Source organism: Terriglobus sp. ADX1 (genome assembly GCF_036877645.1).
GTDB lineage: Bacteria > Acidobacteriota > Terriglobia > Terriglobales > Acidobacteriaceae > Terriglobus.
This window is the reverse complement of record NZ_JAEDXV010000012.1, coordinates 126034-145234: the sequence shown is the minus strand read 5'-3', so window position 1 is coordinate 145234 and position 19201 is coordinate 126034. Positions and strand designations below refer to the sequence as shown.

The 19201-nt window shown below is 58.2% G+C and carries 16 protein-coding genes; 11 read left to right on the top strand and 5 right to left on the bottom strand.

Annotated elements, in window-relative coordinates; genetic code table 11:
* Positions 1–87: 87 nt before the first annotated feature.
* Complete coding sequence (thiC, locus tag JAO32_RS10220; RefSeq protein WP_334239936.1) at positions 88–1581, bottom strand: phosphomethylpyrimidine synthase ThiC; 1494 nt, start codon at positions 1579–1581, stop codon at positions 88–90.
* Positions 1582–1702: 121 nt separating this feature from the next.
* On the opposite strand from thiC, the gene JAO32_RS10215 reads away from it, so the two are divergent.
* Positions 1703–2188 (top strand): cytochrome c maturation protein CcmE, encoded by a 486-nt coding sequence (locus tag JAO32_RS10215; protein WP_334239929.1) that lies wholly within the window; start codon positions 1703–1705, stop codon positions 2186–2188.
* Positions 2189–2195: 7 nt separating this feature from the next.
* Here JAO32_RS10215 and JAO32_RS10210 read toward each other — a convergent pair whose 3' ends face one another.
* Complete coding sequence (locus tag JAO32_RS10210; protein ID WP_334239927.1) at positions 2196–2729, bottom strand: hypothetical protein; 534 nt, start codon at positions 2727–2729, stop codon at positions 2196–2198.
* A gap of 81 nt (positions 2730–2810) precedes the next feature.
* On the opposite strand from JAO32_RS10210, the gene JAO32_RS10205 reads away from it, so the two are divergent.
* The 6 genes from JAO32_RS10205 to JAO32_RS10180 are packed head-to-tail and all read left to right on the top strand — an operon-like array spanning position 2811 to position 6704.
* The gene (locus tag JAO32_RS10205) at positions 2811–3500 is read left to right on the top strand and encodes an ABC transporter ATP-binding protein (protein WP_334239925.1); all 690 of its coding nucleotides are present in this window, start codon (positions 2811–2813) and stop codon (positions 3498–3500) included.
* On the top strand, positions 3497–3982 hold the full coding sequence (ybaK, locus tag JAO32_RS10200) for a Cys-tRNA(Pro) deacylase (protein ID WP_334239924.1): 486 nt from the start codon (positions 3497–3499) through the stop codon (positions 3980–3982). Before JAO32_RS10205 ends, ybaK begins: the two co-directional genes overlap by 4 nt.
* Positions 3979–4659, top strand: a complete 681-nt coding sequence (locus JAO32_RS10195; protein ID WP_334239922.1) for a heme exporter protein CcmB — start codon at positions 3979–3981, stop codon at positions 4657–4659. Before ybaK ends, JAO32_RS10195 begins: the two co-directional genes overlap by 4 nt.
* A 41-nt stretch (positions 4660–4700) precedes the next feature.
* Positions 4701–5393 carry a cytochrome c biogenesis protein CcsA gene (gene ccsA / locus JAO32_RS10190; protein WP_334239920.1) on the top strand — a complete coding sequence of 231 codons (693 nt, stop codon included), beginning with the start codon at positions 4701–4703 and terminating at the stop codon, positions 5391–5393.
* Positions 5394–5395: 2 nt separating this feature from the next.
* On the top strand, positions 5396–5521 hold the full coding sequence (locus tag JAO32_RS10185; RefSeq protein WP_269456838.1) for a hypothetical protein: 126 nt from the start codon (positions 5396–5398) through the stop codon (positions 5519–5521).
* 1 nt (position 5522) lies between these two features.
* The gene (locus JAO32_RS10180; protein ID WP_334239917.1) at positions 5523–6704 is read left to right on the top strand and encodes a lactonase family protein; all 1182 of its coding nucleotides are present in this window, start codon (positions 5523–5525) and stop codon (positions 6702–6704) included.
* Here the strand turns inward: JAO32_RS10180 and JAO32_RS10175 are convergent.
* Positions 6701–7249 (bottom strand): TetR/AcrR family transcriptional regulator, encoded by a 549-nt coding sequence (locus JAO32_RS10175; RefSeq protein WP_334239915.1) that lies wholly within the window; start codon positions 7247–7249, stop codon positions 6701–6703. The genes JAO32_RS10180 and JAO32_RS10175 overlap by 4 nt on opposite strands.
* Before the next feature lie 183 nt (positions 7250–7432).
* Here JAO32_RS10175 and JAO32_RS10170 point away from each other — a divergent pair, with 183 nt between their 5' ends.
* Genes JAO32_RS10170 through JAO32_RS10160 form a run of 3 tightly spaced genes read left to right on the top strand, consistent with a single transcriptional unit; the run spans position 7433 to position 13279 of the window.
* Positions 7433–8674, top strand: coding sequence for an efflux RND transporter periplasmic adaptor subunit (locus JAO32_RS10170; protein WP_334239913.1), 1242 nt, complete (start codon positions 7433–7435; stop codon positions 8672–8674).
* A gap of 4 nt (positions 8675–8678) precedes the next feature.
* Positions 8679–11876 carry an efflux RND transporter permease subunit gene (locus tag JAO32_RS10165; protein ID WP_334239910.1) on the top strand — a complete coding sequence of 1066 codons (3198 nt, stop codon included), beginning with the start codon at positions 8679–8681 and terminating at the stop codon, positions 11874–11876.
* The gene (locus tag JAO32_RS10160; RefSeq protein ID WP_334239907.1) at positions 11876–13279 is read left to right on the top strand and encodes an efflux transporter outer membrane subunit; all 1404 of its coding nucleotides are present in this window, start codon (positions 11876–11878) and stop codon (positions 13277–13279) included. The genes JAO32_RS10165 and JAO32_RS10160 overlap by 1 nt, the downstream gene beginning before the upstream one ends.
* 387 nt (positions 13280–13666) lie before the next feature.
* Here the strand turns inward: JAO32_RS10160 and JAO32_RS10155 are convergent, their stop codons facing one another.
* Together JAO32_RS10155 and JAO32_RS10150 are read right to left on the bottom strand one after the other, a co-directional pair.
* Positions 13667–15787: a thioredoxin domain-containing protein gene (locus tag JAO32_RS10155; RefSeq protein WP_334239906.1), complete on the bottom strand. Its 2121-nt coding sequence runs from the start codon at positions 15785–15787 to the stop codon at positions 13667–13669.
* An 81-nt stretch (positions 15788–15868) separates the two neighbouring features.
* Positions 15869–18028: a TolC family protein gene (locus JAO32_RS10150; protein ID WP_334239904.1), complete on the bottom strand. Its 2160-nt coding sequence runs from the start codon at positions 18026–18028 to the stop codon at positions 15869–15871.
* 261 nt (positions 18029–18289) lie between these two features.
* Between JAO32_RS10150 and truA the strand changes: the two genes are divergently transcribed.
* Positions 18290–19144: a tRNA pseudouridine(38-40) synthase TruA gene (truA, locus tag JAO32_RS10145; RefSeq protein ID WP_334239902.1), complete on the top strand. Its 855-nt coding sequence runs from the start codon at positions 18290–18292 to the stop codon at positions 19142–19144.
* The last annotated feature ends 57 nt before the right edge of the window (positions 19145–19201 follow it).

Here is a 19201-nt window from a genome sequence, read left to right as displayed (position 1 = left end):
AGACGATTTTACAGCCACTAAAACCGTAAACCCAATAGAAAGACGATTTTAGAAAAACAGGGGGAGGGGGTACCCCTGCCGTGGCATCTACCCCCGAAGCGAAACCAACTGATCCGTCATGATCTGGGTCAGTTCCGGCTTCTTCAATCCATGAACTTCCTCGTTGTACTTGTCCACCTTGCTGGACCAGTTCATCGAGCAGAACTTCGGTCCGCACATGCTGCAGAAAGCCGCTTCCTTGTAATAGTCATCCGGCAGCGTCTCATCATGCATACCGCGAGCGGTCTCGGGATCCAGCGACAGATCAAACTGCGCATCCCAGTCGAACGTATAACGAGCGTGCGAGATCGCATCATCACGATCACGCGCACCCGGACGATGCCGTGCAATGTCCGCAGCATGCGCCGCAATCTTGTACGCAATGATGCCGTCCTTCACGTCCTTCTCGTTCGGCAGACCGAGGTGTTCCTTCGGCGTCACGTAGCAGAGCATCGCCGCGCCGTGCCAGCCAATCATCGCCGCACCAATCGCACTGGTGATGTGGTCATAACCCGGAGCAATGTCGGTAACCAGCGGCCCAAGCACGTAGAACGGAGCGCCATCGCAAAGCTCCACTTCCTTGTCCACCTGCTCCTTGATCTTGTCCATCGGCACATGGCCAGGACCTTCGATCATCACCTGCACATCGTGCTTCCACGCACTGCGGGTCAACTCGCCCAATGTCGCCAACTCGGCAAACTGCGCCTCATCGCTCGCATCCGCAACGCATCCGGGACGCAGTCCGTCACCAAACGAGTAGCTGACGTCGTACTTCGCCATCAGCTTATGGATGCGTTCGATGTTCTCGTACAGGAAGTTCTGCTTGTGATTGCTCGTCATCCATTGCGCCATAATGGCGCCGCCGCGCGACACAATGCCTGTGATGCGCTTCGCCACCATGGGCACATACTGGATCAGCACGCCAGCATGGATCGTAAAGTAGTCCACACCCTGCTGCGCCTGCTCTTCCAGCACGTCCATGTAGATGTCGATGTTGAGATCCTCAACACGCTTCACACGCGAAAGCGCCTCATACAGCGGCACGGTACCAATCGGCACCGGCGAATGCCGCAGAATCGCCTCGCGGATCATCGGGATGTCGCCACCGGTCGACAGGTCCATCACAGTATCCGCACCATAGTGGACAGCGGTGTGCAGCTTGCGCAGTTCCTCATCCACATTGCTGGTGATGGCGCTGTTGCCAATGTTGGCATTGATCTTGCACAGCGAACCTACGCCGATGCACATCGGTTCCAGCTCAGGATGGTTGATGTTCGCCGGGATAATCATCGTTCCCTTGGCGATCTCCGCGCGGATAAACTCGGCTTCCAGCTTCTCCTTATGCGCAACGTAGGCCATCTCTTCCGTGATCAGGCCCTTGCGTGCAAAGTGCATCTGGCTCATGTTCCAGTCGCCGGTCTTGGCGGCTTCAGCCTTGCGGTTCACAATCCATTGCTCGCGCGGCTTTGGAACGGTGTAGTCGTTCCCGTTATGCTTGTGCCCGTTCGTCGATGTGCTCATGGATTCGTGTCTCCTGCCCAGATGCCATTCTTCGGCATAGCTGTAAGGCGAAGTATATCGTCAATGCAGGCCAGACAGCGCCTCCATCAGTCCGGTAACCGTAGCATCGCCGCAGGTGCAGGAGTAGAATCAGGGGTAGCTTATGTCCCAGTCCGGTCGCTCCTCCGTCAAGGTCATCGTCGCCACCGTCGTCATCGTCGGTGCTGTCCTGTTCCTCGCCATTGCAGGCGCACGTGACAGCAAGGCCACCAGCTACTACTGCACCATCGGCGAACTCCAGACCATGGGCCAGAAGGCCTACAAGCGCAACCTGCGTGTAGCCGGCAACGTGAAGCCTGGCTCCATCCAGCGCGCAGGCACGCACGCCCAGTTCGTCCTGCTGGAACAGGGCAAGGAACTCCCGGTGAACTACCAGGGCACGGAACCCCCGCCAGACACCTTCAAGGACGACGCCCAGGCCCTCGCCATGGGCCACCTTGGCCGCGACGGCGTCTTCCAGGCCACCGAACTTCAGGCCAAGTGCGCCAGCAAGTACGCCCCCGCCCCTAATGGAGCCAAGCCGGGCGCACCGCCCGCAGTTATGCCAAAGGCAGCCTCATCCGCTACGCTAGTGCTCCCAAGGAAATAGCTACGGTTCAGGTGCGTGGTTCTATCGTGTGCGAAGTCTCGACCGCTATCCGGTCTTCCAGCAAATACTGGAAATAGACAGGCCCAAAGAAGAACGTCATCACGCCGTGAGTGTTCAGGTCGATTGGATCGGATCGAAGTTCAGCGCGCATAACAAAGGCTGTGGCGATTGCTATCATGACCGCAATCAAGCAACCCACCTTCGGCAGTGAATCAAGCAGGTTCAGGTGTGTGCTCGACAGCAAGCTGAAATAGCTGACCTTGCCGGTAACTGTCTCTGTGTAGCGGCGCGGCATACCAAGGTAGCCGATGGCCAATTCCGGAATGGCTCCGAACAGCACAAAGAGCACCGGCAGCATGCATAGATTCACAATGCTCCACTTAAGTGCCCGTCCGCGACCAGTTGCTTTCTTTATCCAATGCGCCTGAACGATAAGCCAGATCTCCCCAAAAAGGAGATTTGTGAAGACCAAAAGCAAGAGCAAGACGGTCCAGTGCAGACGCGGTGGTTGCAAAGTAGGGCGCAGGCGATACGCAGGCATGGCCGTCGACTCGTTCATCACGCCACTCTAACCAGCCCCGAGTAAAACGCCAACAAAATTCGCCGCTTATACTCAAGAACGATGCAGTCCAATCCCAATTTGGCAGCAGAGGTCACAAACCTCTCCCGGCTTTACGGCAGCTTCGCCGCGCTCAAGCGCGTCTCCTGCACCTTTGAATCGGGCGGATTTCACGTTCTGCTAGGCCCTAATGGCGCAGGCAAATCCACGCTCCTCCGCACACTCGCAGGGCTCATCACCCCGACATCAGGAACCGTGACAACCCTCGGCGGCACCCCCTTCAACGAGCGTCACCGCATGGCCTACATGAGCCACGCGCCCATGCTCTACGAAGAGCTCACGGCGATGGAGAATCTGCGTTACTTTCTGCGCCTGCAGAACCCTGGCGCCACCTGTGATTGCGTCGGTTCGCCAGAGATGGCGTTGCGCGCCGTCGGCATCGATCCGTTCTTGACGCGCCCCGTATCGCAGTTCTCGCAAGGTATGCGGCAACGCGTCTCCATGGCGCGCGCGTTGGTCAGCGATCCCGAGCTTCTGCTACTCGACGAGCCCTTCAGCAACATGGACGTCACAGGCGCAAAGGAACTCGTCACTCTTCTGCTCGACTTCCGCACATGGCCGCTGACCGGCGGTCGCAAGCGCACAGTCATCGTCACGACCCATCAGTTCGAGCTCGTCCAACACGCCGCCGACTCCGTCATTCACATGCGCCACGGCAGCATCGTCACGCCAGACGCTGAGGCTGCTGCATGAAGACGAACGCCGCGCGCCTGCTGGACAAACTCAACATCAAGTACGAAACCCGCGAGTACGAAGTAAATCCTGAAGACCTCACCGCTGGCACTGTCGCACGCAAGATCAACATGCCCGTCGAACAGGTCTTCAAGACGCTTCTCTGCCGCCTCAACGACGGCGAATATGTCTTCGGTGTCGTTCCCGGCAACAGCGAACTCGACCTGAAGAAACTCGCTGTAGCCGCAGAAGCAAAAAAGGCCGAACTCGCGTCATTGAAAGACGTCGAACCGCTCACCGGCTACATCCGCGGTGGAGTTACCGTTATGGGCGCAAAGAAGGCTTACCGAGCATTCGTCGATGAGACGCTGGAACTCTTCGACACCATCAGCGTCTCCGCAGGCACACGCGGCCTGCAACTTCTTCTCGCTCCCGCTGACTACATTCACGCAGCCGAAGCCGAAGTCGCCGATCTGACCAAAGACGGAGTCACCGTCGAATGATCTATCTCCGCATCGTCTGGCTTCATCTCCGCAAAGACCTCCAACTCGAATGGCGCAGCCGCGAAGCTGTCGCAGGCATGCTTTTCTTTACGCTGCTCATCGCGGTCGCCTTTGCCATGGCATTCGATCCTACGGGCTATCCCGCAATGGCACGTCAGATGAGCGGTGGCCTGCTCTGGGTGGGCCTGCTCTTCGCCGCAACAACATCACTCAACATCTCCTGGGAACGTGAACGCCGCAATCAGGTGATGGACGCGCATCGCATGAGCGCCGCACCGCCGTCCGCACTCTTCCTTGGCAAAGCCGTGGCGAACTTTCTCTTCGTGGCATTCATTGAGGCCGTCCTTGCACCGGTCTTCATCATCTTTTACAACCTGCATCCACTAGGCGAACTGAAGTGGCTCTGGCTGATCCTTCCGCTCGGAACATGGGCCATCGTGGCGAACGGCACGTTTTTTGCCGCTCTTGGTCTGCGCAGTCGCAACCGCGCGCTGATGCTGCCGGCCATCCTCTTCCCCATCTCCATCCCGGCTCTGCTCGGTGTCACCCAGGCCACCACCGCCGTCATTACCGGCGATTTTGAACCCGGCATGTGGGTGCGACTCATCTTCGGATTCGACGTCATCTTCACCACCGCCTGCATCCTGCTCTTCGAAACCGTCCTCCACGCCGAATAACGCCCCGGAAATCTGCGAAGACGATAGACTGTAAGACGATCATGAAGCGTCTTTTCTGGATGTTGTGCGGCCTGAGCGTGGCCCTGCTGGCGTGGGGTTTTTACGAAGCGGTATTCGTTGCCCCTGTGGAAGCCACCATGGGGTCCATCTACCGTATTTTTTACTGGCACGTCCCGATCAATATCTCCGCCGAGATTTTCCCGTACGTGAATATGATCGCGTCGATCGGCTACCTGTGGGCGCGTCGTAAGAACCATTCGCTCGCTCTGAAGCTGGACGCGCTCGCAATCGCGACTGCGGAAATTACTGTTCTCTACGTTGGCCTCGGGCTTGCAACAGGCATCTTGTGGGGACGCCCCGTGTGGGGCATCTGGTGGGCATGGGATGCTCGCCTCACCAGCGCACTCATGCTGTTTCTGCTCTACGTCAGCTACCTGTTAGTGCGCAGCTTCTCCTCCGGCGGCCAAGGCCCTGTCATCGCCGCCGTCCTCAGCGTATTTGCTGGCATTGACGTCCCCATCGTCTTCATGAGCATCCGCTGGTGGCGCACTCAGCACCCCGCTCCCGTGCTCACAGGCGAGGGTTCGCTCGACCCCAGTATGTGGCCCGCTTTCCTTTGGAATATGGCCGCGTGGTTCTTCTGGGGTTGCACACTCATCTGGGCGCGTTACGCCATCGTTCGCCGCGAACAGCAGATCGCTGAACGCGAAGCTATGGAAGCACTGGAGGCATAAGCATGGAACCCACCGTCAACAGCATGCACTTCCTCTGGGCCGCGTATATCCTCGTCGCCGTCGCGAATATTGCACTGGTCATCTGGCTTGCAGCACGCTGGTCTGCCGTGAACCGGAAGCAATCGTAACGTGAACGTAAGCCGCTCCATCGCTCTTGCTTCCCTGCCGCTGCTGCTGCTTGCAGGCGGATGCCGTCGCATGCGTTTCCCGCAGCTCGCAGCCAACTACCGCGAGTACGCGTATGTGGCCAACAACGCTGTGGGCACCGTCACCGTTCTCGACCTGGTGAACTTCCGGGCGGACCGCACATTGCAGGTAGGCGCGCAACCCAGCGCGATTGCTGTGAACCCCACGCGCAATGAAGTCTACGTAACCAACTCTGGCAGCAGCACCGTCACCGCCATCAACGCCGACAACAACTCCATCGCCGCCACCATTGGAGTGCAGCGAGGCCCTACCGGCATTGACGTTGATTCCACCGGCAAGCGTGCCTATGTCACCAACGCAGACTCCAACTCCGTCAGCGTCATCGATCTCGCAACGCATCGCAGCATTGCAACCGCCGCCGCAGGCATCCAGCCCGCCACCGTGCGCGTGTCTCCCGATAATCGTTCGCTGGTTGTAGCCAATCGTGGAGCGGGTTCCGTATCTGTGTATGCCATTGGCGAAGACAATCCATTGCAGCTTCGTTCCACTTACGACAAGTGCTCCGGCGCAGCCGACATCGCCATCCTCGGTGACTCCTCCAAGGCATTCATCTCCTGCCCGGGCAATAACGAAGTCATGGCGGTCAGTCTCTCTTCAGCACCTGGTTCATGGGAAGCCAAGCAAGACCCCGCATCCATGCAGGATCATCTGCTCGCACGTTTGCGTGTCGGCAAACAGCCCGGCCACATCGCGTTGAAGCCTGATAGCGGTGAGATCTTCGTCAGCAACTACGGCTCGGACAGCATCAGCGAAATCTCAACCTACACCAACGAAGTGGGCGGCACCTATCTCATCGGTACACAGCCCACGCAAGGCATGGTCGGTGCAGACAACACGTCGCTATGGGTCGCGGCTAACGGATCAGACTCCGTCAATCTCTATTCCATTGACGATGGCCGCATGTCCAACAGCATCCATACCGGCCCCGGCCCCGATGCCATGGCCATGTCCCCAGGACAGCCTGTGTTGCTGGTAGCCGACTCACGCGGCGCAGACGTAGCCGTCATTCGCACACGCGCCTCACGTGGTCCTGAATTGTTCACCATGTTGCCTGCGGGACCACATCCTGTAGCCATCGGCATCAAGGCATACAAGGCGCATTAGGCCACGCGTTCACGCACCATCTGTTCAATGCGGGAGCGTACTTCCTCCCGCGACAGAGCTCCGGGATCGAAATACAAATTCAGCGCCAGACCATCCAGCACAGCTCCAAATGCTGCAATAATCGCGCGACGCTTCTCTGAATTCGGCTCAAACAGTTCAGGCACCAGGTGCAGTTTTGCGTCCATCCCCTTCATACACAAAGCAGAATGCAGCTCCGCCAGACGCTCCTGCTCATGCGGATGCCGGATCGCATACATTTTGAATTCCAGGTAAAGCATCACGCGTTTGCGATCACACAACATGGCTTCCATGTGATCCACAAGCGCAGCCACCTTCTCTTCGCGCGATGATTCCGGCGTAAGCCGTGTTCGATAAAATTCCCCGTCGGCTGCAATGTGCTCTTCAATCAACGCAAAGAAGAGGTCTTCCTTGTTCGCAAAGTGCGAGTACAAGGCACCGCGGGTCTTGCCTGCTTCCTCCGCGATATCCTGCAAACGAGCGACTTCAAACCCATCGCGCGCAAAGACGCGCCGTGCCGCAGCCATCAGATCTTTTCGTGTCTGGATGGCTCGTTCCTGCGTACGATGTTCGGAAATGACTTTTCTCACAGGCAACTTATTGAATCCCTGCCATTGGACGCGACATCTATCGGTAAAGATACATGCGCGTATGTTTTCTGTGAGATAACGTCCCTGCGCAGGATCTTTCGCCAAGGAGCATTCATGACCATGCCGGCCATCCGCCGCGTGAACCAACGCACTCCCCTCGCACACAGCGCTACCCGTGCGGCTTTTCTTCTTGCCGGAGCAGGTATCGTGCTGCTGGCAACAGGCTGCGAAAGCAAGCCCGCCCCACAGCAGCAAATGGGCGCACTGCCTGTTTCCGTGGTCACGGTGCAGCCGTCCGATGTCGCCCTGAACGACCAGTGGGTGGGCACACTGGATGGCTTCGTCAACGCGCAGATCCAGCCGCAGGTAACGGGTTACCTCATCCGCCAGGACTACCGTGAAGGCTCTGTTGTCAGCAAGGGACAGGTCTTGTTTGAGATCGATCCTCGCCCCTTCCAGGCATCGCTCGATCAGGCCAAGGGCCAGGTTGCATCCGCAGAAGCTGCACTGGGTCAGGCCCAGGCCGCACTGAAGCTGGCAGAGATCAACGTCACCCGCGATACCCCGCTCGCAGAACAAAAGGCAATCGCCCAGAGCCAGTTGGATCAGGAAGTCCAGACCAAGGCGCAAAGCGAAGCCAATGTGGCCCAGGCAAAGGCACAGATCGCAACAGCACGCGCTGCAGAAGAGACAGCAACAATTAACCTCGGCTTCACAAAGGTGCGTTCGCTCATCTCCGGTGTTGCAGGTCAGGCCGTCACGCAGATCGGCAACCTTGTATCACCGCAGACCGCGCTCACTTCCGTTTCGCAGCTTGATCCCATCAAGGTGTACTTCTCACTCAGCGATAGCGAATACCTTGCACTCATCAGCCGCACCGGTTCCAACGATTCCGATCTGCTGAAGAACGCAGCCAATGTTCCGCTGACACTCACGCTCTCCAACGGTGATGCGTATCCGCACAAAGGTAAGATCGCTTTCGTCGATCGTCAGATGAATCAGCAGACCGGCGCCATCCGTATCGCTGCCGTCTTCCCGAATCCCAATAATGTCCTGCGCCCGGGCCAGTTTGGCCGTGTCTCCGCCACCACACAGCTTCGCCGCAACACCATCACCGTGCCTCAGGCAGCGGTGACCGATGTGCAGGGTATGAAGCAGGTGTACATCGTGGATGCAGGCAACAAGGCGCACGCCGTAACGGTGCAGCTTGGTTCCGAGTCCGGAAACAACTGGATCGTGAACTCCGGTCTGGCGCCGGGAAGCCGCGTCATTGTGGACAATCTGCAGAAGCTGAGAGAGGGTGCGCCCGTCGCTCCACATGCTCCGGCTCCTGCGAGCGCAACACCCGCGGAAGCGAGGTAAGTTCGTGTCAAAATTTTTCATCCGGCGACCCATTGTCGCCATTGTGATTGCCATTATTACGGTCATCGTCGGTGTGGTTTCCATGCTGACGTTGCCCACGTCGCAATATCCCGACATCGTTCCGCCTGAAATTCTGGTGCAGGCCACCTATCCAGGCGCCGATGCGAAAACCTTGTCGCAAGCCGTTGCCACACCGATCGAGCAGCAGATGAACGGCGTGGACAACATGCTGTACATGTATTCGGTCAACGCCAACAACGGACAGACACAGGTCTTTGTTGACTTTGATGTCAAGACGAATGCCGACACAGACCAGATTCTGTCGCAGCTTCGTGTCTCGCAGGCACAGGCACAGCTTCCCGCTCAGGTGACAACAGCAGGTCTCACCGTGCAGAAGGCGCTCACCTCGCCCCTGATGCTCGTCGGCATTAACTCAAACGACAAGAAGTACGATCAGGAGTTCCTCACCAACTACGCCATCATCAACGTGCAGGACGAAATTGCGCGTGTACCCGGCGTAAGCCGCGTGCAGGTATTTGGCGGCCAGTACGCCATGCGTATCTGGGTTGATCCCAACAAACTTGCAAACCTTGGCGTCACCGCGACCGATGTCATCACTGCCCTGGGAACTCAGAACACCGTGAACCCTGCGGGACAGATTGGTGGAGAACCTGTTCCTAACGGACAGCAGTTCACCTACACCGTACGGACCCAGGGCCGTTTGGTGGATGAAAAGGAATTCGAAAATATCGTAGTGCGTGCCAATCCTGACGGATCGGTGCTACACCTGCGAGACGTTGCGCGCGTTGAACTCGGACAGCAGCTCTATAGTCTTTCCGCACGTTACAACGGCGCACCCGCCGGCATGATGGGTATTTACCAGTTGCCCGGTTCAAACGCGGTACAGGTGGCAGAGCAGGTGCGCAAGCGCCTGGACGAACTGCAGAAGACCTTCCCTCCAGGCATTAAGTACGACGTGCCGCTGGATACCACCAAGGCCGTCAGCGCAGGTATTCACGAAATCGCTCTTACGCTTGGTATCGCTCTTGTACTCGTGATCCTGGTGGTATTCGTCTTCCTGCAGGGCTGGCGCGCCACGCTGATTCCATTGCTCGCCGTCCCGGTCTCACTCATCGGTACGTTCGTGCTCTTCCCCCTGCTCGGCTTCAGTATCAATACGCTGTCGCTCTTCGGCCTCGTACTCGCCATCGGTCTCGTCGTCGACGACGCCATCATCGTGGTCGAAGCCGTCGAACATCATATTGAGCAGGGCTTGTCGCCTACGGATGCAACCATCAAGGCTATGGAAGAGGTAGGGGGCCCCGTCGTCGCCATTGCCCTCATCCTTGCAGCGGTGTTTATTCCAACCGCGGCCATCCCAGGCATCACCGGTCGTCTGTATCAACAGTTTGCCGTGACCATCGCCATCTCGGTGCTCATCTCGGCATTCAACGCTCTTACGCTCTCGCCCGCTCTCGCCGCTCTGCTGCTGAAGCCCAAGGACCACAACAAGAAGCCAGGCCTCCTTGGACGCTTCTTTGATTGGTTCAACCGCATCTTTGGCCGCACCACGGAAGCCTACGTGGGAACATCGCGCGTTCTCATCCACAAGTCTGGTGCCACGATGGTTGCGCTCGCCCTCATCGCCGTGGTCGCTGTCTTTATGGGTTCGCGCCTGCCTACCGGATTCATCCCTCAGGAAGATCAAGGGTATCTCTTCGCTGCACTGCAGCTACCGGATGCCACCAGTCTCCAGAAAACGGATGAGGCTGCACAGCAGGTCACAAAGGCTCTTCTTCAAACGCCTGGTGTTGGTGGTGTGGTCGCCGTCAACGGCTTTAGCCTGCTGACGCAGGTACAGAGCACCAACAGCGCCTTCTTCTTCGTCTCTCTCAAACCGTGGGACGATCGAAAGACCAAGGAAGAGCAGATCGAGGCGATTCAGGCTTCCGTCGGACAGAAGCTGATGGGCAATCCCGCCGGATTGGCATTCAGCTTCCCGCCACCAGCTATTCCCGGTATCGGAACCTCGGGTGGTGTCACCATGGTAGTGGAGGATCAATCGGGTAAGGACGATCCCAATTTCCTTACTCAGAACCTTTACGCCTATCTTGGCGCACTCAAGAAGCGTCCTGAGATTGCAGCAGCCATTCCGTCGTACCTGCCTGCCGTACCGCAGCTCTACGCCGAAGTCGATCGCGAAAAGGTAATCCAGCAGCAAGTGGACCTGAACAGTGTCTACAACACCATGTCCACCTTCATGGGCGGCTACCTGGTCAACTACTTCAACCGCTTTGGTCGTCAGTGGCAGACTTACGTGGAAGCCGAAGGCGCATCGCGTACGAAGATTGACAATATCAATCAGTTCTACGTGCGTAGTGCAAACGGAAGCCAGGTGCCACTCGCATCGCTGGTTCACGTTAAGCAGATCAACGGACCGGAGTTCGTTCTCCGCTTCAACGAGCACCCCGGCGCGCAGTTGAACGTCACCGGCGCTCCAGGCTATAGCTCGGGACAGGTGCGAAAAGCGTTGGAAGAGACCTTCCAGCAATCGATGCCAACCGGCATGGGTTATGACTACACCGGCATGAGCTACCAGGAACAGAAGGCAGCGCAAGGCGTGCCAGCATGGGTCGTCTTCGGTCTGTCGCTGCTCTTCGTCTTCCTGATTCTCGCGGCGCTGTATGAAAGCTGGAGCCTTCCCTTCAGCGTTCTGCTCTCCACACCGGTCGCTATTCTGGGTGCGTATCTTGCGCTCAGCGTGCGCTCCATGGAAAACGACATCTTTGCCACCATCGGTCTCATCATGTTGATCGGTCTCTCGGCAAAGAACGCCATCCTGATCGTGGAGTTCGCCGTCCTCAGCTACAAGGAAGGCAAGTCCATCGCAGACTCCGCACTGGAAGCCGCAAGACTTCGTTTCCGTCCCATTCTGATGACCAGCTTCGCCTTCGTCTTCGGTTGCCTTCCCTTGTGGACTGCAACGGGGTCGGGCGCAGTATCACGACGCATCCTTGGAACCGTGGTGATCGGTGGCATGTTGCTGTCGTCCATCATCGGTATCCTCATGGTGCCCGTCACCTTCTCCGTCGTGGAGTACATCTCGCATCGCTTCGGTAAGGGCGGTAAGGGGACAACGATGGATTCCAAGCCGGATTTTGATCCCGTAGCCGCGGCTGCCGCAGATGGAGGTCACCACTAATGCGACACCCAGCAATCACATCTCTCATTGCGCTTGCGTTGATTGCCACCACTGGTTGCAACGTCGGTCCCAAATACACGCGTCCGCAGGTGCCGGCACCACCGGCATTCCGCGGCGCAGACGAAGCCGTCGTCTCCAGCGATCCCACCCAGTCCATCGGTGATCGCAAATGGAGCGAGATCTTCCGCGAGCCTGAACTGCAGCAGTACATCCAGCAGGCTCTCGCAGCCAACTACGATCTCCGGATCGCAGCGCAGAAAGTGCTCGAAGCGCAGTCGCAGGTGAAGATCACGCGCGCAGGCCAGTTCCCCACCCTCAACGGTGGTGGCTCCGGCCTTGGTGCGGAACTGCCGGATTCGCTCAGCAGTCAGATTGGCTCTCCGCTCACTGCAGGCAGCCTCAATCTTTCTGCTGCATGGATCCCTGATTTCTGGGGCCTCTACCGCAAGCAGACAGAAGCTTCACGCGATCAACTCATCGCGCAGGACTGGGCGCGCGCGGCAGTGCGCATGTCCCTCGTCAGCCAGGTAGCCACCACGTACTTCACGCTGCGTTCGCTCGACGAACAGATCGCCGTTGCGCAGAACACACTGAAGGCGCGGCAGGATTCAGTTCGTCTCACGCGCACGTTGACCGACGGTGGCCGCGCGCCGCTTTCGGATCTCCGTCAGGCTGAGCAGCTCCTCTATACGGCTACATCCGCAATCCCTGCACTGGAACAGCAGCGTGAACAGCAGGAGAACGCAATGCGTCTTCTGCTGGGCCAGACTCCCGGCCCGGTCACGCACACAGACGCATCGGCACTCGCGCCTGTGCCGCAGGATCTACCTGTAGGTGTTCCATCGCAGCTACTGGAACGTCGCCCGGACATCCAGCAGGCGGAAGCACAGCTGAAGGCAGCCAACGCAAACGTTGGTGTGGCCAAGGCACAGTTCTTCCCGCAGCTCTCGATTAGCTTCTCCGCGGGTCTCGGTGGAGACAGCTTCTCCAACCTCTTTGATCCGTCTGGCCGCACCATCTACGGCATCGGTTCGCTCGCACAGCCGATCTTCGCAGGCGGCAAAATCCGCGGCCAGTACGAGCTTTCGAAGCAGCAGAAGGAAGAGATGATTCTGAGCTATCAGAAATCCATCCTCACAGCCTTCCGCGATGTGTCGAACGCCTTGATCGCCGTAAACAAACAACGCGCCACACGCGAAGAGCAGCAGAAGCTCGTCGCAGCCGCGCAGGATGCAACGCGTCTCGCACGTGTTCGCTACCAGGCAGGCGCCGCAACCTATCTGGAAGTCCTCACCAACGACTCCACCCTCTTCTCCGCGCAGTTGAACCTCATCAACGCGCAACAGAGCGAGGCGGTTTCGCTGGTGCAGCTCTACCAGGCACTCGGTGGCGGCTGGCAGTAACAACGACACATCGCAAACGTAAGAAGCCGGATCAACTGATCCGGCTTCTTACTTTGCAACAGAAACATCACCTCACAGAGGTGTTCTCGTTACATCTCAGCGAAGCTCTCACGATCGAAACCATCATCCCGATCGAAGCGAAACTCAAACGGTCCAAGACCGCAATCCCAACCGAAGCGAAGCCTGCGGTCGAAGACCGTCAAGCGAAGCTCGTACAGTCGAAGACCGTCATCCCCACCCAAGCGAAGTTTTTACGACCGAATCCCCACCAAAGCGAAGCTCCAACGGTCGAAGACCGTCATCCTGAGCGAAACGAAGTGAAGCCGAAGGACCTGCATTCCTCTCAACTCTCTCCAACGCTACGGGAAACCTCAATCCGAACGACCACTAAGCCTGCAGTGCAGTAATTAACTGCTCCACGTCCCGTATCGGCGGATGACATGTCGTGCCACTGCACACCAGCGCATACACACCATCCTGACGAGGCATCTTCGCCACCGTCTCCATCAACGCAGGCGGCAACGCCTCCATCTGCTCCGGCTTCACACGGATCACCGTACGATTCACGGCAAACGGTGTCTGCGCAATCAACTCCAACCGCGCCGCTTCTTCACCATCGCCAACAATCACCACCTGCACCGGCGGCCGCGACAGCCGTCCCAGCGCCAGTGCAAACGTCGCCGCATACAAACCAAAGTGCTCCACGATACCCGCGAAAGTCTCCAGCGTCTCCTGCGCGTTATCGCGATACATCTGCTTGCCGTTCAACTCATGCAGCCGCAACAGCAACATCGCCGCCGCAGGATTACCCGCAGGCGTAGGCGCGTCCTGAATCGGCTTGCGCCGCGTAATCAAAGCGCCAATCAACTCCGCCGCATCGGAAGGCGTGTCATAGAACCCGCCACCACGACCGTCATAGAATCGTCGCAACAGTGTCTCCGCAATCTGTTCCGCGGCAACGTAATACGCCTGCTCACCACACGTCTCCCACACATCCAGGCAGGCATGAGCAAGGAAAACATAATCATCCAGAACGCCCTGCACCTGCTTCGCACTCCGCGATGAATCGACATAAGCCACCACATGCGCAACCGCGCCATCCTGCAGCGCAGCACCAAGCACACGATCCAGCGACTTCTTCGCAAACGCAATCGCCTTCGGCATCTGCAACACGCGCCCCGCAGTCACAAAAGCAGAGATACACATCGCATTCCAGCCCGTGTACAGCGTGCGATCAATCAACGGCATGGGGCGCTTCAGGCGAGCCTGATACAACTTCGCACGCACCATCTTCAAAAGCATCGGAGCCAGCGCTGCATCCACCCAGGCATGTTCCGCAGCCTTCTCCAGCGTCATCGGGCGGAACAGCACATTGCGCGAAGTATCGTGGTGCATATCGCCCACAGCGCCAATGTCGTAATACACCTCAGCAAACTTCAACTCTTCTGGCGTGAGAACCTCCGCAGTCTCTGCACGCGACCACGTAAAGTAGTTGCCATCGTCGTTCAACGATTGATCGGCATCCTGCGAAGCATAAAACCCGCCACGTTCGCGATCGCACAACCACTCGTCCATCCACTGCACAATGCCACGCGCCGCCGCTGCGCATTCCGCATCGGCAAACGTCTGGAACGCATGACAGTAACTCCTAAGCATTTCGGAGTTGTCATAGCTCATCTTCTCGAAGTGCGGCACAATCCATCGCTCATCCACCGAGTAGCGATGGAACCCGCCTCCAAGCTGGTCGTAGATACCGCCTCGCGCCATCTTCTTCAGCGTCGTCAACACGGCTTCCGCACTCAACACCGCATTCGCTTCACCACGCGACGCGATATCCGTCAGCATCGTAATCGCACCAGGATGAAGAAACTTTGGCTCCGATCCAAAGCCACCATGCACCGGATCAAACTGCTTCAGAGCCGAGTCCACCATGCGATGCAGCAACGCAATGCCCGCACCATCGCGCTCCAGATCACTCATCGCACCAGAGAACGTTTCGCCCTGCTCAATCGCCTCCATCACGCTCGATGCAGACTCAAAAACATCTTCGCGCTGATTCTGATAGGAAGCGGCCATCGTCATCAGCACACGCCGAAACGAAGGACGACCATACCGCTCTTCCGGTGGGAAATACGTGCCACCAAAATAAGGCCGCCCATCCGGTGTAAGAAATGCCGTCAAAGGCCAGCCACCCTGCCCACTGATCGCAGCCACCGCAGCCTGATAACGCGTGTCCACGTCCGGCCGCTCATCACGATCCACCTTCACCGCGATGAAGTGTTCATTGATCAGCGCCGCAGTCTCCGCGTCTTCATACGACTCGCGGTCCATCACATGGCACCAGTGGCACCACACCGCCCCCACATCCAGCAGCACAGGCTTATCCTCGGCCAGCGCACGCTCAAAGGCCTCAGGCCCCCACGGAACCCATTGCACCGGTTGGTGCATAGCCGAGCGCAGATACGAAGAAGACGAGGTGGAAAGCGCGTTTGCAACGATTTCAGACATCTTGTCCAGTGTACTTTGCCCACAACGCGAACGAGGCAGAGAGTGTTCTCTCTGCCTCGTTCGTTCTTTCGTTTGTAAAGCCTACTTCTGAGGAGCCGCCCCCTGAAATGGAGGCAACGGCGGAGGTGTATTCGTCAGAGGCCTCGGCGGTTCCGGATCCTTCGGAGCAGTCAGTCCCGGAATCACAGGAGCCGTCGTGATGTTGCCCGTTGCAGCCTGTTCCAGGTTGATGCCGTAGCGATCCAGCGTATTCGCCAGAAGCTGCTGCAACGAAGCGCGGTCACGCGCATACACAGCGGTAGCCGTAATCAGGCTGTTTTCTGCCGTAGCCAGGTTACGTTCCTGCTGCAGTACGTTCGCCGTCGTCGAAGAACCCAGGCGGAAACGCTTCTGTTCTGCGTCCAGAGCCTGCGCCTGGTAGTCACGCGTTGCCTGTGCAGCCACAACGGAAGCGCGATCGTTCGTCAACGCGTACTGGCCGTTAATGACCTGAATGCGGGTCTGCGTGTAAAGCTGCTGCAAACGCATCTGCGCCTGGCGATATTCCATCTGCGAACGCGCCTGATCGGCCTGCGCCGGGCGGTTGCGGATCGGAATCTGTAACGTCGCACCTACGCCACGATCCGGAGCGCTGTTGTTGAACGCACCAGAGAACGCAGTGCCATACGCACCATAGTTACCCAGACCGCAGTTCGGCAGCGTGGGATTGTTCGTACATGCAGAGCTGGCGGGATTCGCCGTACCGGCAATACCCGTGCCACCGTAGAACGCATACGCATTCAGCACCGGCAGCAGACCATTCTTCTCTGCGCGAATCGTGATCTTATTGTTCTCCATATTCAGGATCGCCTGTTCAATGGAGGGATTGTTTACGTAAGCCTGCTTCACCAGGTCTTCTACCGGAGTATCTTCTTCCGGCAAACGATCCAGGCTCACACGGTCCGTAGGAACCACCGGTGCGGTTGCAAGCTGCGGATCGTTCAGATCACGCACAATCGCCTGCTTCATCACCAACTGCTGATACTCCAGGTTCGACTGCGACGTCACCAGCGATTGACGATCCGTACTCACAGCCTGATCGCTGTTCACAATATCCAGCGGTGCCAGTGTTCCAATCTCAAGCTGACGGCGGTTGTCGGAAGCCAGCTTCGTGGACTGTTCCAGCGCACGTTCCTTTGCCTGCACATCCTCGTACGCACTCACCAGGTTCCAATAGATGCTCTCCACCTGCGTAACCGTGTAGATCACCTGCTGACGGAAAGCCGAATCCGTAATACGGCGATTGTTCTTTGCCTGCACCACGAAGCGGCCCTGAATCCACGGACCAAATCCCTGCAACAGGTTCTGTGTCACGGTCGCCTTAAAGTTCGAGTTGAACTGCGGCGTATACGCGCTCAGGTATGAGGTCGAAGTCACACGCGAGTTGTTATACGTCACGCTCAACTGCGTACCCGTCAGGAATCCCTGCTGATAGCCAAAGTTGTACGTCGCCGTATCGGTCGTCGTGGAGTTCGGGTTAAAGATGCTCGTACCACCGGGCGCAATCGAGCTCTCGTACTGCAGCGTGCCCGTAACCAGAGGATCGCGGTTCAGCGGCGTAGGTCCGCCACCATTGGTCGAAAGCACAAGTCCTGAAGCACCTGTACCGGAACCACCCGACGACGTCGTCGTTCCACCAGGACCACCACCACCTGTCACGGTCGTTGAAGTGCCGCCCAGAGTATTGGTCACCAACCCCGTCGAAACACCGCGCAATGAGCTGCCGGCCTTAGCGCGCAGGATATCGGTATCCGCAATGTCCAGGTTGACGCGCGCAATCTCGATATCGAAGTTGTTTTCCAACGCCAGCAGAACCGCGTCCGAAAGGCTCAGATACACCTTTCCATCGCGAAGCAGATCAGCGAGTCGCGGCGTGTTGCTCAACCGCGGAGCGTTGTAATCAGTGGCCGTATACGGCGCAATCGGATTCTTCCAGTGGCTCTTGAGGTTGCTGTAATCCTTACCGGTTTCACGCAGATACAGAGGTCCGGGGTGAGCCGGCTCAGGAGCCTGCGGGATTCCCGGCGCGCCAGTAGTGTCAATCTGCTGCGCCTGCGGAGCGGCAGGTGTGGTGGGGTTTGCCGGCACGCCCGACGGGGGAGCCTGTTGCTGCCCAACCTGCGCCAGTGCCACGTCCTGGCCAAGTGTTCCCATGAAAAGCAGCGCGATTCCGGCCGCCCCCTGCAATGTTCCTGCTTTCACGCCTGTGTTCTCCAACAACTGTGAGGAAAGTCTTTCCTAAGGAAGACGTTCACCGGACCCGTTCGGACGCACCTTTCTTGCATGCGTGCGGTTATCAGATCAGTTCAATCGGTTCGATTGCCCTGTCTGACCGTTCGCAGGCTACGTATGCGCCCGTGTTCCCTTCGGAAGTCAAAGTATAACAACCACCGGCCACGCCACACGGCATGGTCGTGCATGGTACGTTCGAAACATCCGCAATGTTCCCGCGGACCTCTTGCCATGCCCGATTCCACACTCCAGCCGGACGCCGCAACTTACACATTCCGGCTCACGCTGGCGTACGATGGCACGGATTTTTTCGGATGGCAGGTCCAGCCCGAACTGCGAACCATTCAAGGCACCCTGGCGGAAGTCATCCGCGAAACCATCGGTGAAGAAACCCTTCCACAGGGTTCCGGCCGCACCGACACCGGCGTTCATGCCGTCGGTCAGACCGTCTCCCTGACCTTGAAGGCAGATATCCCTGCAGACCGCCTCCACCGCGCGCTGAATCGACGACTTCCCTCCGCCATCCGCATTCTCACCTGCGAATCCGCGCCAGCCGACTTCCACGCTCGCGCCAACGTCCTCAACAAAACCTACGAATACCGAATCTTTCCGCGACGCACACCCGGCAACCGTGAAGAGCGCATCTGCCTGCCCCACATCGCACGTTACGCATGGGATTGCCGCTGGCCGCTGCACCTGGAACCCATGCAGCAAGCAGCCGCAGCCTTGATCGGCACACACGATTTCTCATCCTTCGCCGCCCGCGATCCCGACCGCAAACGCCGAGCCGAAGAATCCGGCGAACCGCTGAACAACATCCGGACCATCTTCAGCTCAGAATGGCTACGCCATGACGACGTATTCGTCTACCGCGTCACCGGCAGTGGCTTCCTGCATCACATGGTGCGAAACATCGTTGGCACCTGCGTTGAAATTGGCGCCGCCCGCATTCCTGCTGACAGCATCCCGGCTATCCTCGCCGCAAAACAACGCGTTGCCGCAGGAGCCACCGCACCGCCGCAGGGTCTGCACATGATGCAGGTGGTCTATCTCGATCATCCAACCACAGAGGAGGCCAGCGCATGATTCTTCGCGACCGCGAACTCCTGCCCCTCGCCCGCATCGCGCAAATCGCGCAGGACC

Excerpts from the sequence above, each read along its gene's own strand:
- JAO32_RS10210 (WP_334239927.1), bottom strand. The coding sequence starts at position 2,729 with ATGCCTGCGTATCGCCTGCGCCCTACTTTGCAACCACCGCGTCTGCAC.
- ccsA (WP_334239920.1), top strand. The coding sequence starts at position 4,701 with ATGAAGCGTCTTTTCTGGATGTTGTGCGGCCTGAGCGTGGCCCTGCTG.
- JAO32_RS10185 (WP_269456838.1), top strand. The coding sequence starts at position 5,396 with ATGGAACCCACCGTCAACAGCATGCACTTCCTCTGGGCCGCGTATATC.
- JAO32_RS10195 (WP_334239922.1), top strand. The coding sequence starts at position 3,979 with ATGATCTATCTCCGCATCGTCTGGCTTCATCTCCGCAAAGACCTCCAA.
- JAO32_RS10170 (WP_334239913.1), top strand. The coding sequence starts at position 7,433 with ATGCCGGCCATCCGCCGCGTGAACCAACGCACTCCCCTCGCACACAGC.
- ybaK (WP_334239924.1), top strand. The coding sequence starts at position 3,497 with ATGAAGACGAACGCCGCGCGCCTGCTGGACAAACTCAACATCAAGTAC.
- JAO32_RS10205 (WP_334239925.1), top strand. The coding sequence starts at position 2,811 with ATGCAGTCCAATCCCAATTTGGCAGCAGAGGTCACAAACCTCTCCCGG.
- JAO32_RS10175 (WP_334239915.1), bottom strand. The coding sequence starts at position 7,249 with ATGGCTGCGGCACGGCGCGTCTTTGCGCGCGATGGGTTTGAAGTCGCT.
- JAO32_RS10155 (WP_334239906.1), bottom strand. The coding sequence starts at position 15,787 with ATGTCTGAAATCGTTGCAAACGCGCTTTCCACCTCGTCTTCTTCGTAT.
- truA (WP_334239902.1), top strand. The coding sequence starts at position 18,290 with ATGCCCGATTCCACACTCCAGCCGGACGCCGCAACTTACACATTCCGG.
- JAO32_RS10215 (WP_334239929.1), top strand. The coding sequence starts at position 1,703 with ATGTCCCAGTCCGGTCGCTCCTCCGTCAAGGTCATCGTCGCCACCGTC.
- JAO32_RS10160 (WP_334239907.1), top strand. The coding sequence starts at position 11,876 with ATGCGACACCCAGCAATCACATCTCTCATTGCGCTTGCGTTGATTGCC.